This is a genomic window from Listeria monocytogenes (assembly GCF_041765605.1).
GTDB classification, from domain to species: Bacteria; Bacillota; Bacilli; order Lactobacillales; family Listeriaceae; genus Listeria; species Listeria monocytogenes_D.
Window position 1 is genome coordinate 2,578,152 of record NZ_CP168900.1, and the last position, 14,629, is coordinate 2,592,780.

Sequence of the window (14,629 nt, forward strand, 5' to 3'; positions counted from 1 at the left end):
CCTATACGAAAAAATCTCCAGCTAAAAAGCTGGAGATTTCTTTATTTTATCGACCAAGTTAGTCCAAGCGCGCCTTCACCTAGGTGCGTTCCAATAACTGGTCCAAAGTAACTCAGTTCAAATGTTACTTCTGGGAATTTTGCTTCTAATTGCGCAAGCCATGCCTCACCTTTTTCTGGATCATTGCCGTGAATGACATACGCTTTTTCGGCTGTTTTGTTTTGAATGGCTGTTTGCAGAATATCTTCAATTCGTTTCAATGCTTTTTTTTGCGTTCGAACTTTTTCAAATAAGACGATTTGTTTATCATTGAAATGAAGAATCGGTTTGATTTGAAGCAAGCTACCAACAAGAGCCTGTGCCCCATTCAAACGACCGCCACGTTGTAAGTTATTTAAATCATCTACCATAAAATAAGCATCTTGCGCCTGTTTTATTTTATCTAATTCTTGAATAATCTTGTCTAGTGGTTCGTTTGCTAAAGCCATTTCAGCTGCTTTAACAGCAAACATTCCTTGCGCCATACAAGAAAGCTCTGAATCATAGGCAACTACATTAAGCCCCTCAATTAGCTCTCCTGCTGAAGCTGCATTTTGAAAAGTACCACTAATACCACTGGATAGATGAATACTAATTACAGTGTCAAAACCTTGTTCTTTCAGCTGTTCAAACAATTGAATGAATTCTCCCGGGGCAGGTTGAGAGGAAGTTGGGAAATTCTCAGCTTCTTTTACTTTTCGGTAAAAATCGGCTGCAGACAGTTCCTCACCTTCACGATAAGATTTCCCATCAATTATTACAGAAAGTGGCACGACATTGATTCGTAGCTGCTCTTTCACTTCGTCTGGCAAATAAGTTGTGCTGTCAGTAACCACTGCTATTTTTTCGTTCATATAGTCCCCCTGAGATTTCTTTAGCGAATGTATACCCAGCCGTGCTTGATTGCCGTTACCACTGCTTGAGTCCTATCATTCACTTTCATTTTTTGTAAAATACTACTCACATGATTTTTTACCGTTTTTTCACTAATGAAAAGTGTTTCCCCAATTCCGCGGTTACTTTTCCCATCGGTAAGAAGTTGCAATACTTCGCACTCTCTATGCGTTAAGATGTGCAGGGGCATTTTGACTTCTGGCTGTTGATATCCATAAACACCTTGTGAAGTGTTAGTACTTGCTAGATGGCGGTATTCGCGAATCAATTTAATTGCTACACGTGGATGAATATACGCGCCTCCATTATCAACAATTTTAACAGCTTCTACAAGTTCATGAGCATCCATTTCTTTTAATAAATAACCGACTGCTCCAGCTCTAAGCGCTTCTGTTACGTATTCATCTGTATCATGAATAGTCAAAACGATTACTTTAATGCTAGGAAATTGACGTACTAACATTTCTGTTGCGTCCAGTCCATTCACAGTTGGCATATTAATATCCATTAAAACAATATCTGGTTTATATTCGCGAACTTTTGCTACGATATTCTTACCATTTTCAGCTTCCGCTACAACCTCAAAAGAATCTTCCAACTCTAAAATTCGCTTGATACCTTCGCGAAACAACTGATGATCATCTACAATCATGATTTTGAGTGCCATAATGACTACTCCTCCTTCACTTATCTAATTACACCAAGCCTCTTTGCAATCGAAAACATCATCCTTTTTAAGTAGCAAAACCGCTTAACCTTATAATCCCTGCCATAAAATTGGCAATTAAACATTTCTCTTTTAAGTACTATTTACTCAAACTTACCTATTTTCAACACAAACTACAACTTAATTATACTCTATAACCTAAGAAAATTACTCCTATATGCCTATAAAATGTAATTGAAAACCAGTCTAAAGTAATAGTAGTTTTTATTATAACACGAATTTGCCGTCACTTCACCCACCGCACTTAGAAAAATATCTATACAATCGCTTTGCTTTCGGATAAAATAAAAGCAGGCTGAATGCATCAACTTATGGAGGTTCCTTATGTTGGATCATTATTTAACCATCCATAGTGATGGAAAACACGAAATAATTATTGAAAAATCTCGCTTTATTTGCCATATTAAGCGAGTTACTACAGAAAATGAAGCACAAAGCTTTATTCAAGCAATCAAAAAAGAGCACCGTGATGCTACCCATAATTGTTCTGCCTATATTATAGGAGAAAATGACCAATTTCAAAAAGCACATGATGACGGAGAACCAAGTGGCACAGCTGGCGTTCCTATGCTAGAGGTTTTAAAAAAGAAATCTTTAAAAAATGTCGCCGCAGTAGTTACTCGCTATTTTGGAGGAACGAAATTAGGTGCAGGCGGCCTAGTTCGCGCTTACGGTAGTGCTGTTAGTGAAGCTATTCAAGCAATTGGTATTGTCGAATGCAAATTAGCCACTATTGTTGAATGCTCTTTCGCCTATCCACTTTTAGGGAAAATCGAAAATGCTCTTGAGCAAAAAGAATATCAAATCGACCAAAAGGAGTTCACTGAAAAAGTAGTACTTCATATTTTTGTTGATAACGATGAATTACAAGATTTTGTCAACTGGATCACCGAGCTTTCAAATGGTCAACTTGAATACAAAGAGGGACCACAAAAATATAGAGAAAAGGATGTCACTTAGCATGTCCACAAACATATTTATCCAATTACCAGATAGTATTTCTACCGAACGAACCATTTTAAGAAAAACTTCCATTGCAGATGCTACTACATTATTTGATATTTGGTCTGACGATGAGGTAGCTCAGTTTATGAACATCGAAAAATTCTCAACTATTTTACAAGCGGAAGAAATGATTCAAGCAATCGAAAACGAACCGACTGCTTGCAGATACACCATTTTTACAACGGAAGATTCTTTACATGCCATCGGTTCACTTGGAATTAATGATATTAATAAAACGAACCAGACAATTGAAATCGGCTATGAACTAGCAAAAAGTCATTGGCGCCAAGGTTTTATGTTTGAAATTTTGACAACTTTTTTAACAACTGTAAAACCGTATCTTCCTTATAAAATGATCACAGCCAAAGTTTTACCAGAAAATACGGCTTCCACCAAACTACTGAAAAAGCTAGGTTTTGAGCTTATAACAACAGGGCAAGAACTAGATTTACATTCTGGGAAAATTTGTGAAATCAGTAATTATCAAATGCTACTGAATTAGGACAAATATTACATTTTTGAAAGATATCATCTTTTTTGTATTTTTTTTCGAGTAATTTCTGTATAATAACATCAAAGTTTAAAAATTAAAGAAACCGTAAATCGGGCGTAACATTCTTTAGTTCAACAAATGATACAATAAAACTTAGAAAAGTGACTATAAGGAGAATTAATATATGAATAAAGGCACTGATGATAGCCGAAGAAGCAGCAAGAAATACAAACGTAGAAGAAAAATTTTATTCTGGATTCTAATCCCTGTAATGTGTTTAGTACTTGCAGGAGTCGGATACGGCACTTACCTTTTTAGTAAAACAAAACTCGCAGCCGATAACTCTTATGATAATGTAAGAAACGGAAAAGCCTCTACACTAAGAACAAATGACGTTGAACCTATAAAAGATAGTTTCTCTATTTTAATTATTGGTGTTGATACAAGTACTACTCGGGCAGCAAATGGTAACCCTCGAAGTGACTCACTAATCTTAGCGACATTTAATGTCAAAGATGCACGCGTAGAGATGACAAGTATCCCTCGTGATTCTTATGTTCATATTGAAGATTCTGCGAAAGAAATTGATAAGTATACTAAAATTAACGCAGCTCATGCCTACGGTGGTCCAGAACTTACAATGAAAACAGTAGAAGAAGAATTTAAGATTCCAATTGATTACTATGTTCGTTTTGACTTCGATGCATTCCTTAAAATTATTGACGCTTTAGACGGAATTGATGTAGATGTTCCAGTAAACTTCACTGAACAAGATTCTAAAGACAATGCTAATGCAATCACTCTTAAAAAAGGTCCACAACACCTTAACGCAGAGCAAGCTTTAGCACTCGCTCGTACAAGACACATCGATAGTGATATCGAACGTGGAAAACGACAACAATTAATCATTAAATCTATCGTAAGTGAAGCAACATCTGTTTCTTCTGTAAGCAAATATTCCGATATCATTGAAGTTGTTGGAGATAACATGAAAACCAATTTAACTTTCAACCAAATGCTTTCTATCGCAAAATTTGGAATGACTAATAAAATCGATATTAAATCCCTTAACTTAAAAGGGGATAGCAATCCAATGGATGGTATTTATTACTACAAACTAAATGAAAGCTCCGTTCAAAGTATTTCAAATGAATTTGCTGATGAACTTGGAATTAAACAACCTTTCCCAGGTGCAACACCATATTCAGACGAAAGTTCTAGCACAGCGAGCAGTTCAAATTAAAACAAAGACCAACAACTAATAATTAGTTGTTGGTCTTTTTATTTTCGTTTTCGATGTATTTTTTGAAGTAAATTTAGGATTGGTCTGTAATCTTCGCCAATTAGCCCAATAAATTCCACAATAATTTCAATACTAAAAATTAATAATAACAGTAACAACATCGCTCCCCAAGCAGTGGAGAATGAAAATACAAATCCTGTCATAGAAAATAGTAATGCCATACAATAAATGAGTAGTACCGTTTGCTTTTCTGTAAATCCAAGCGCCATTAACCTATGATGAATATGCGATCTATCCGCAGAAGAAATCGGCATCCGCTCTTTCAATCTCCTTACAATGGCAAAAAAAGTATCTGATAAAGGTACACCCAAGATAATAAGTGGTACTAATAATGAGATGAACGTAACATTTTTAAAGCCCATCAGCGATAAAACAGCAATCATATAACCGAGGAATAGCGCCCCCGTGTCCCCCATAAAAATACTAGCGGGCGGGAAATTATAAATCAAGAATGCTGCAACTGCTGCTACAAGAATTAGCGCAACTGGAGCAACAAATGCATCTTTCAGAAGTAAAGCCATACCTGCAATGGTCATTAAAGCAATAATAGAAATACCACCTGCGAGACCGTCTAGACCATCAATTAAGTTTAATGCGTTCACAATTGCTACTATCCAAATAATCGATATTGGAATGGCAAAATAACCAAAGTCCAATTGTCCGTAAAATGGAACGTTAATAAAATTAATAGTAATATCTCCCCAAACAGTTACGCAAAGAGCAGCTATAATTTGCCCTAGCATTTTCCATTTTGGCGATAAATCAAAAATATCATCTATAAAACCTGTCGTGATAATAATTAAAGCTCCGAAATAAATTGGTAAGAAACCCGATTTATCTATTGGGGCCAAAAGCATTCCAACTGAAAAACTTATAAAAATAGCTAATCCACCTAAAGTGGCTGTCACTTTCGTGTGTTTATGTCGTTCACGCGGCGTATCAACCGCATTAATCCGGAAAGCAAACTTCCTGATTATTGGTACCATAATGATACCAACTGCAAAGCTAATCAATATACTCCATATTAGCAATATTTTTTCAGCTCCATCCTTTATTTAGCAAAATTCCTTCTGTTGATTTAGTATATTTTTGTAACACACCTAAATCTAGTGCGACACCAATACCTCGACCGGTTGGCACAGTGATTTTTCCTTGATTTAATATAAATGCTGGTGAAATAATATCTTCATTAAAATAGCGATTCGATGCCGAAATATCTCCCGGAAAAGTAAATTCCGCTCTTGCAGCGAGTGCAATATTATGTGCTCTGCCGATACCAGCTTCAAGCATGCCTCCACACCAGACTAGCAAATTATTATCACTACAATACTCAGCTATCTTAAGAGCCTCAGACATACCACCAACGCGCGCTAATTTTAAATTAACCGCCTGACAGCTTCCTAACAAATGCGCTTGTCTTACATCATCTAACGACCTAATATTCTCATCTAAACAAATGCGTGTTGTTAATTTTTCTTGCAGCCAAGCATGATCCACAAAATCTTTCGTTCCAAATGGCTGCTCAATCATTTCTAAATGAAAGTGATCTAATTCTTTTAATAAGAAGAAATCTTCTCTATTATACGCTGAATTCGCATCAGCCATCAAGCTTAGATTAGGAAATTTTTTTCGAACAGCTTCTACAAATTGAATATCTTTGTTAGGCGCGATTTTTAATTTCACTCTTTCGTAACCCGCATCCACGTATTGACTGACTAACCGGACCAGCGCTTCTGTGTCCTCTTGCAATCCAACACTTACGCCAACCGCAATGGAATCTTTTTCTGCACCAATCATTTTAGCTAATGAACACATTTCACTTTTTGCAAACACATCCCAAACAGCAAGTTCCACAGCAGCTTTCGCCATTTCATTACCTTGAATCCAACTAAACATCTGATGAATATCTTCAGGAGCATGAATTTCTTTTTGCGCAAGAAGTGGAAGTAAATGCTGTCTCACAATAGAAATAGCAGTGTCTAGCGTCTCTTCTGTATAATCAGGTAAAGGAAAAGCTTCCAACTCTCCGTAACCACATACACCATTCTCATTCACTAATTCAATAATATAAAAATCCTTACTCTTCAATTCTCCATAACTTGTTTTGAACGGAGTAATGAGTGGTAGCTCTGCATGAATTAGTCTTGCTTCTCGAAAATACATTTACTCACCCTTTTTCAAACGCTTGCGCTCTTTTCTAATGGCAAGCATAAATTGAGGTATTGCAAAAAAACGTCTCCATCTAGAGGGATTAGAAAGAAGTCTATATACCCATTCCAATCTTAATTTTATCCATATTTTCGGCGCGCGTTTTACATTGTCTGTTAAAACATCGAAACTGCCACCTACTCCAATAAAAATCCCTTTTTCAAAATTAGCAATTTGAGACAAAATCCACTTTTCTTGCGCAGGAGAACCTAGAGCCACAAAAATGACATCTGGTTTCGCTAGGAGTATTTCCTTGGCTATCATTTCACTTTCCAATACATCAAAATAACCATGATGAACCCCGCAAACAACGGCTTGTGGAAATTTTTCGTTTACTTTTGACTCAACAACTTTACTAATTTCTGGTTTTGCACCTAAAAAATAACAGCGTAATGGCTTATTTAATAAACCAACCATCGTATCATAACCAGTAACTCGTTCTGTTAAAGGCTCCCCCAGCTTTTCCGACGCCATTATAATTCCAATACCATCAGGAACAATATAATCAGCTTGCCGTAAAATTGCTTCGAACTCCTTATCCGTACGAGCATGCATAACAATTTCCGGATTCGCTGTCACAACAAAACGGCGCCCCCCGTCCTTCGCTACTGTATAAAGCTCCTCCACAAATCCCGCCTGTGTCGTATTATAAAAAGGTATATTTAAAATTGAAATTTCCTGCTTATTCATATGTATCTCCTATAAAACTTTATTATGTATAAGTTTATCATAAAATAAGGATGCTTCCTATTTTTAATGTATAAAAAAGACTGCAAATAGCATTACGCCATTTGCAGTCTTTCGATATGGAACGAATTAATCTAAAATTTGTACTTTGACTTGTTTTACGCCCCAGTTATTAACTTCTTGTACTGAGTTTAAGTGTACATCAATTTTATTTCCTTTAATCGCACCACCAGTGTCGGCTGCAATTGCTTGTCCGTAACCTTCAACATAAACTTTTGAACCTAAAGGAATAACAGATGGATCAACTGCAATTACGCGTGAATTATCATTTAAATCAATTCCAGTCGCTGTCATATGACTCATTCCAGGCTCAGATTTACTGTATGCTGTTGCAGTTACAGTTAACTCTTTTGAAACATTCCCTTGTGCTGATGAAGAACTGTTTGAAGAAGCTTCATTAGAAGAAGTTGATTTTTGAGTTGCTGGAGCTGCTTTTTCTTCTTTCGGTTGCTCTGTTACTTTATTATTAGCTGAATTATTGGCTGTTGCATTATTTTCACTTGCTTCTACTTTATTACCAATAGATAATTTTTGACCAACTATTATTAAATCAGAAGAAAGATTATTCCAAGATTTTAATTGGTTAACTGTTACACCATTATCAATGGCGATGTGTCCAAGTGTGTCTCCTGCAACAACTGTGTATTCAGAATTGTTATTAGTAGTTGCTTTTTTCTCACTACCATTTACTTGCAATGTTTGGTTCGGAAAAATAATGTCAGAACTCAAATTGTTATCTTCTTTCAATTGTTTTATAGAGACATTATTTTCATTTGAGATTTTCCATAGTGAATCACCATCTTGCACTTTATACTCAGCTGCAAAAGCTTGAGTTGAACCAGATCCTGCAATAATTAAACCAGCCGCAATGGCTACTACTGTTTTTTTCATGTAATTATTTCCCTCCTTGATAACTTTCGAGAATAATCGTACCATACGAAACTAGCAGCTTGGTTACTAAAAAATTAAGCATGTATGACACGCGTTCAAATAGTATCCGTTTTCCTGCAATATTTGTAAATTGCCTTTATTGTCTGATTTCTCATTACTACAGGTTTTATTTCTAGCAAACTCGTGTTAACAAAGCTCACTGTGATGGTTTAAGCTCTTAGTAAAAGCCTTCTAAATCATTCAATAAGTGAACTAAAATTGTAAACTAGTAAGAATTGGAAAATTTTTCCATTACAATTAGAAGCATTAATTTTCCCTTTTTGCTGTTATTTAAGCAGGATTCTTTGAAAACCATTATGAAATACGGCTCTTTATAACAAAATATTACATTATTCATCCTCTTCTTGTGGGATATTAATTACTCTTTCATCTTTATTTCTACTAGAGAGATAACGAATCTGGTGGACTAAAACCTCAGTAATATAGATTTTCTGTTCTTCTTTATTAAGATAATTGCGCGACTGCAGCTCACCAACAACTCCTACTAATTGTCCTTTACTACAGAATTCTGCAGTGGCTTCTGCTCTTTTACCCCAAATCACGCATTGAATAAAATCAGCATCATTATCTATCCGTTTATTTTTACCAAAACGATTTAAAGCAAGTGTTAAGTTCAACACGGCTCTGTCCTCCGTAGTCCACTTCAATTCTGGTTCCTTTGTTAATCTGCCTACTAAAGTTACTTGATTAATCATGTAATCGCCTCTTTCTTTTGGTGTATAGCGATTATATTAGATAAAAATTTTATTGTAAAATAGCTAAAACTGCATTTTCACCATAGGTATAGTGTCCAAAATGCTACTTTTAACTAAGAGAAAAATAGCATTTTAAGGGAGCAAATCAGCTCAAAATACTATTTTACGTCTTTGAAACTTTTTTAAACTGATGCTATTCTGAGAACATGAAAAAAGCACTAAAACCCATTTGGGCTTCAGTGCCAATCATTTTATTTAGGTAGGTCTGATAGAGCGAACATAATTTCAGCTTCACAAACCAAATCGCCTTCTACTGTTGCTTTAACTTTTGCTTTTGCAATTGCGCCTCTCATACGAGTAATCTCAGCTTCAAGGAGTAATTGATCACCTGGAACAACTTGGCGTTTAAAACGACAACCATCAATCCCAGCAAATAAACCAATCTTGCCTTTATTAGCTTCATTTTGCATCATTGCAATCCCACTTGTTTGCGCTAAAGCTTCTACTATTAATACGCCTGGCATTACAGGATACTCAGGAAAGTGTCCATTAAAAAATTCTTCGTTTGCTGTAACGTTTTTAATAGCAGTAACTTTTTTACCGTCTTCAACAGAAATAACTCTATCTACTAACAAAAATGGATAACGATGAGGCAAAATTTCTTTGATTTTCTTAATATCTAACATGTACATCCCCCAAATTCAACTTTAGAATCTATTACGTTTTTTATTTGTAAGTGAGTCAAGTAAAATGCCAGTACCAAGTGCTACTACATCTAAAGGATTCTCTGTAATTAAAACTGGAACTTTCAATTGTTCAGACATTAACTCATCTAAACCGTGTAGCAACGAACCGCCGCCTGTCATGATAATTCCTCTATCAATAATATCTGCTGAAAGCTCTGGAGGTGTTTGTTCCAAGACTTGTTTAGCAGCTAGTACCATTAGGTGTAATGAATCGTGAATCGCTTCTTCTACTTCAGAACTTGTAATAGAAATTGTTTTTGGTAAGCCGCTCACTAAATCTCTACCACGAATTTCCATTTTTTCTTCTTTAGCGCCTTGATTTGCAGTACCGATTGTTACTTTAATATTTTCAGCTGTTCTTTCACCAATAAGTACATTATATTTACGTTTAACATAATTTAAGATATCTGTGTCCCATTTGTTACCAGCGACTTTCACTGATTGGCTAGTTACGATATCACCCATGGAAAGTACAGCAACATCTGCAGTACCGCCACCAATATCAATAATCATGTTACCAGAAGGCTCAAAAATATCCATTCCAGCACCAATTGCCGCAACTTTAGGTTCTTCTTCTAAGAATACTTGTTTTCCACCACTTTTTTCAGCAACTTCGCGAATTGCTTTTTGCTCGACAGAAGTAATATTTGTTGGACAACAAATTAAAATACGTGGCCGTGAAAAAAAGGTTTTTAAATTTAACTTTTGGATGAAGAAGCGTAGCATTTCTTGAACAATATCAAAGTCAGCGATAACCCCATCTTTCATAGGTTTAATTGCTGTAATGTCTCCTGGAGTTCTACCAACCATATCTCTTGCTTCTGCTCCAACAGCTAAAACTTGTCCCGTCTTATTGTTAATAGCGACAACTGCCGGTTCATTAACGACGATTCCTCTTCCTTTAACATGAATTAATACATTGGCTGTACCTAAATCGATACCAACATCTTTTGCCATTTACATTTTAACTCCTTTCGTGGTGTACACCTAATTTTACATCTCATTCTGAATTATAGCATAATTTATGTAAGGCTGAAATGTATATTTTATGACAACATAGATTTTTTCACGTCAAATAAAAAAACCGCATCAGAAAGATACGGTTTTTAACATTTAAAATTAGAATAATGATGCTAAATTTGTTACATCAATTTTGGAATCATCTACACGTTCTACATCCGCACCAAGCGCTTGTAGTTTTCCGTGGAAATTATTGTATCCACGATCAAGATATTTTAATTCCGTAACTTGTGTATAACCATCTGCAACCAAACCAGCAAGAATAAGCGCTGCTGCTGCACGTAAATCTGTTGCTGCAACTTCTGCTCCTTGTAGTTTAGCTGGACCAGAAATAATAACAGAATGTCCTTCAATTTTCATGTCAGCATTCATTCTACGCATTTCTTCTACATGCATAAAACGATTTTCAAAAACAGTTTCTGTCATAATGCTTGTACCTTCACTCAACATTTGAATAACCATCATTTGCGATTGCATATCCGTTGGGAATCCTGGATGTGGCATCGTTTTAACATCGACAGCTTTTAATTTATCAGGGCCAATTACACGAATTCCGTTCTCTTCTTCGATAATTTGAACGCCCATTTCTTCAAGTTTAGCAATTAACGAACTAATATGTTCAGGAACTGCATCTTCAATTAAGACATTTCCTCCAGTAATCGCAGCAGCAATCATAAATGTTCCTGCTTCAATACGGTCTGGAATAATAGAATGTTCAGTAGCAGTTAGTTCTTTAACGCCTTCAATACGAATTACTTCTGTTCCCGCACCAATAACTCGTGCACCCATTTGGTTAAGGAAGTTTGCTAAGTCAACAATTTCAGGTTCGCGAGCAACGTTTTCAATGACTGTAGTACCTTCTGCAAGGGTCGCAGCCATCATAATATTTTGCGTTGCACCAACACTTGGGAAATCTAAGTATACTTTTGCACCTACTAATTTTTCGGCAGTTGCTTCAATATAACCATTTTCAATTTTCACTACTGCGCCCATTGCTTCAAAACCTTTTAAATGTAAATCAACGGGTCTAGAACCAATTGCACATCCACCAGGTAAAGCTACACGTGCTGAACCAGTACGAGCTAAAAGTGGTCCCATGACAACAATAGAAGCACGCATTTTACGAACGTACTCAAAAGGTGCATCAGAAGTGATTTCTCCTGTTGCATCAACTGTTACTTCATCATTTACAAAAGAAACATCTGCATTTAGATATTTAAGAACCTCATTAATTGTGAATACATCAGACAAATTTGGGACATTTTTTAATACGCTAGTACCTTTACTCGCAAGTAATGTAGCAGCTATTACCGGTAATACAGCATTTTTGGCACCTTCCATTTTTACAGAACCATTTAACTGTTTTCCACCGCGTACAATAATTTTTTCCAAAAAGAACCCCTCCGCGTTACTAATAACTAAATCATTTATCGAATTTTATTAATCAAAATTTAAATTTAAAACATATCTAAGTAATTCTACCACTTATCACCCTAAAATATCAACTGATTTTAACGTAATATTAAAGTTGTTATAAGCTTCTATTAATTTTTTCCTACTACAATACCTTTTTCTAACCAAAAAAGTTAATTAACTGTTTAGAAGCTGCTAAATAATCTAAGAAAAAATTGCTTAATGTATAACCTAATACAATCGAAATAATCACGAATAACAATCTAGCTTGAGTTACATGATTTTTCTTGATGAACTTCTCATAATTAATGGCTTGCAGTGCCCAAAAAGTAATAACTATAAATAGTAAATGGGAAATGATGATGACATATGGTGATTCCATAATAATATTATACATGCGTTCGCTCCTCATATTTCGCTACTCCTCATTTTAACAAATACTGTTAGGAAAAAACAGTTAATACACTTATAAGCATACAAAAACTCCCTGATACTATGATCAGGGAGTAATATAATTATTAATTATGTTCTTTTGCGTGAATTCGGTTGATAGCTCTTTGTAGTGCTAATTGCGCTAACACTTCATCCACTTTTTGTTCTTTTGCTCGGCTAAGTTCTTCTTCTGCACGTTGTTTTGCTTTTTCGGCGCGATCAATATCAATATCTTGTTCGCGTTCAGCAGTATCCGCGAGAATATTAACTTCTTCACCGTTTACTTCCATAAAGCCACCATTGACAGCGACCCATTCCTCACCAGACTCAACTTTTAAACGAACGATGTCGATTTTAAGTGGAGCAACTAGTGGAACATGGCCAGGTAAAATACCGAGTTCACCTGCTTTTGTTCTAGCAATAACCATTTGAGCAACGCCTTCATAAACAGGGCCGTCTGGAGTAACAATACTAACATTTAATGAACCCATACGTATTTCCTCCTGTTTTTATCAGACTTCAACGCCCATGTCTTTTGCTTTTTCAAGAACATCCTCAATGCGTCCAACTGAACGGAATGCATCTTCAGGAATATGGTCGTATTTTCCAGCTAATAGGTCTTTGAACCCTTTAACTGTTTCTTTAACAGGAACATAAGAACCTTTTTGACCTGTAAATTGTTCTGCAACGTGGAAATTTTGTGATAAGAAGAATTGCACACGACGCGCACGGGAAACGGATTGTTTATCTTCGTCAGATAACTCATCCATACCTAAGATTGCGATGATATCTTGTAATTCTTTATATCTTTGTAATAAACGTTGTACTTCCGTTGCTACTGCATAGTGTTCTTCTCCAACGATATCAGGAGAAAGCGCACGTGATGTAGAAGCAAGTGGATCTACCGCTGGATAAATACCTTGTTCCGTTAATTTACGTTCCAAGTTAGTTGTTGCATCTAGATGGGCGAAAGTTGTAGCCGGAGCCGGGTCAGTATAGTCATCGGCTGGTACATAAATCGCTTGGATAGAAGTAACGGATCCAACGTTAGTAGATGTAATACGTTCTTGTAATTGACCCATTTCAGTAGCTAGGGTTGGTTGGTAACCTACCGCAGATGGCATACGACCTAGTAAAGCCGAAACCTCTGAACCAGCTTGTGTGAAACGGAAAATGTTATCAATGAATAAAAGTACGTCTTGATGTTCTTCATCACGGAAATATTCAGCAATTGTTAGACCAGTTAAGGCAACACGCATACGCGCACCTGGTGGCTCGTTCATTTGACCGAATACCATCGCTGTTTTTTCAATAACGCCTGAATCTTTCATTTCAAAGTAAAGGTCGTTACCTTCACGAGTACGTTCTCCAACGCCCGCGAACACAGAAATACCACCATGTTCTTGTGCGATATTATGGATAAGCTCTTGAATTAGAACGGTTTTACCAACACCGGCACCACCGAACAATCCAATTTTACCACCTTTTAGGTATGGCGCTAACAAGTCAACTACTTTAATTCCTGTTTCAAGGATTTCTGTTGTTGTTGCTAATTGATCGAAAGTTGGAGCTTCACGGTGAATTTTATTACGTTTAATATCGCTTGGAAGTGGTTCGTCCAAATCGATGGTGTTTCCTAATACATTAAATACACGACCAAGAGTTACTGTACCTACAGGAACTGTAATTGGGCTCCCAGTATCAATAACTTCCATACCTCTTTGAACGCCATCTGTTGATGCCATTGCGATTGTACGTACAACGTCATCACCTAATTGGATGGCTACTTCTAAAGTAAGTTGGCTAGTTGGTGCTTCTTCTGCATCAGATTTATATTCAATAACTAGGGCATTGTAGATTTCAGGTAAGTTTCCACCTTCAAATTTAACGTCTACAACTGGACCCATAACTTGGATTACTTGTCCTTTAGACATGCAATTATTCCTCCTCACTTAC

At 36.2% G+C, this 14,629-nt stretch carries 16 protein-coding genes; 3 read left to right on the forward strand and 13 right to left on the reverse strand.

The window, feature by feature from the left end; all coding sequences use genetic code 11:
- Window positions 1–41: 41 nt before the first annotated feature.
- Together AB2Q86_RS13080 and degU are read right to left on the reverse strand one after the other, a co-directional pair.
- Complete coding sequence (locus tag AB2Q86_RS13080) at window positions 42–893, reverse strand: DegV family protein (protein WP_012580753.1); 852 nt, start codon at window positions 891–893, stop codon at window positions 42–44.
- Window positions 894–913: 20 nt separating this feature from the next.
- Entirely contained in the window at window positions 914–1,600 is a 687-nt protein-coding gene (gene degU, locus AB2Q86_RS13085) for a two-component system response regulator DegU (RefSeq protein ID WP_003722647.1), read from the reverse strand.
- Window positions 1,601–1,984: 384 nt separating this feature from the next.
- Here degU and AB2Q86_RS13090 point away from each other — a divergent pair, with 384 nt between their 5' ends.
- The 3 genes from AB2Q86_RS13090 (at window position 1,985) to AB2Q86_RS13100 (ending at window position 4,401) form a co-directional block, all read left to right on the forward strand.
- Window positions 1,985–2,620, forward strand: a complete 636-nt coding sequence (locus AB2Q86_RS13090) for a YigZ family protein (protein WP_003729235.1) — start codon at window positions 1,985–1,987, stop codon at window positions 2,618–2,620.
- A gap of 1 nt (window position 2,621) precedes the next feature.
- A complete protein-coding gene (locus tag AB2Q86_RS13095; protein WP_012580752.1) occupies window positions 2,622–3,167 on the forward strand; it encodes a GNAT family N-acetyltransferase in 546 nt (181 codons plus the stop codon).
- Between the two features lie 175 nt (window positions 3,168–3,342).
- Window positions 3,343–4,401 carry an LCP family protein gene (locus AB2Q86_RS13100; RefSeq protein WP_012580751.1) on the forward strand — a complete coding sequence of 353 codons (1,059 nt, stop codon included), beginning with the start codon at window positions 3,343–3,345 and terminating at the stop codon, window positions 4,399–4,401.
- A gap of 38 nt (window positions 4,402–4,439) precedes the next feature.
- Here AB2Q86_RS13100 and AB2Q86_RS13105 read toward each other — a convergent pair whose 3' ends face one another.
- The 11 genes from AB2Q86_RS13105 to atpD all read right to left on the reverse strand — a co-directional run bounded on the left by AB2Q86_RS13105 (window position 4,440) and on the right by atpD (window position 14,607).
- The gene (locus AB2Q86_RS13105) at window positions 4,440–5,492 is read right to left on the reverse strand and encodes a glycosyltransferase family 4 protein (protein ID WP_014589131.1); all 1,053 of its coding nucleotides are present in this window, start codon (window positions 5,490–5,492) and stop codon (window positions 4,440–4,442) included.
- 7 nt (window positions 5,493–5,499) lie between these two features.
- Complete coding sequence (gene menC, locus AB2Q86_RS13110; protein ID WP_012580749.1) at window positions 5,500–6,624, reverse strand: o-succinylbenzoate synthase; 1,125 nt, start codon at window positions 6,622–6,624, stop codon at window positions 5,500–5,502.
- On the reverse strand, window positions 6,625–7,359 hold the full coding sequence (locus AB2Q86_RS13115; protein WP_014589132.1) for a WecB/TagA/CpsF family glycosyltransferase: 735 nt from the start codon (window positions 7,357–7,359) through the stop codon (window positions 6,625–6,627). It abuts the gene before it with no gap.
- 126 nt (window positions 7,360–7,485) lie between these two features.
- Window positions 7,486–8,307, reverse strand: a complete 822-nt coding sequence (locus AB2Q86_RS13120; RefSeq protein ID WP_012580746.1) for a resuscitation-promoting factor — start codon at window positions 8,305–8,307, stop codon at window positions 7,486–7,488.
- Window positions 8,308–8,696: 389 nt separating this feature from the next.
- Entirely contained in the window at window positions 8,697–9,062 is a 366-nt protein-coding gene (locus AB2Q86_RS13125) for a single-stranded DNA-binding protein (protein WP_003729242.1), read from the reverse strand.
- Between the two features lie 251 nt (window positions 9,063–9,313).
- A complete protein-coding gene (gene fabZ / locus AB2Q86_RS13130; protein ID WP_012580745.1) occupies window positions 9,314–9,748 on the reverse strand; it encodes a 3-hydroxyacyl-ACP dehydratase FabZ in 435 nt (144 codons plus the stop codon).
- 21 nt (window positions 9,749–9,769) lie between these two features.
- Window positions 9,770–10,765: a rod shape-determining protein MreB gene (gene mreB, locus AB2Q86_RS13135; protein ID WP_003729244.1), complete on the reverse strand. Its 996-nt coding sequence runs from the start codon at window positions 10,763–10,765 to the stop codon at window positions 9,770–9,772.
- 162 nt (window positions 10,766–10,927) lie between these two features.
- The gene (gene murA, locus AB2Q86_RS13140; protein WP_003729245.1) at window positions 10,928–12,220 is read right to left on the reverse strand and encodes a UDP-N-acetylglucosamine 1-carboxyvinyltransferase; all 1,293 of its coding nucleotides are present in this window, start codon (window positions 12,218–12,220) and stop codon (window positions 10,928–10,930) included.
- 181 nt (window positions 12,221–12,401) lie between these two features.
- Complete coding sequence (locus tag AB2Q86_RS13145; protein WP_003729246.1) at window positions 12,402–12,638, reverse strand: DUF1146 family protein; 237 nt, start codon at window positions 12,636–12,638, stop codon at window positions 12,402–12,404.
- Window positions 12,639–12,759: 121 nt separating this feature from the next.
- Window positions 12,760–13,164, reverse strand: a complete 405-nt coding sequence (locus AB2Q86_RS13150) for a F0F1 ATP synthase subunit epsilon (protein ID WP_003729247.1) — start codon at window positions 13,162–13,164, stop codon at window positions 12,760–12,762.
- 21 nt (window positions 13,165–13,185) lie between these two features.
- Window positions 13,186–14,607 (reverse strand): F0F1 ATP synthase subunit beta, encoded by a 1,422-nt coding sequence (gene atpD, locus AB2Q86_RS13155; protein WP_003723462.1) that lies wholly within the window; start codon window positions 14,605–14,607, stop codon window positions 13,186–13,188.
- Window positions 14,608–14,629 lie beyond the last annotated feature (22 nt).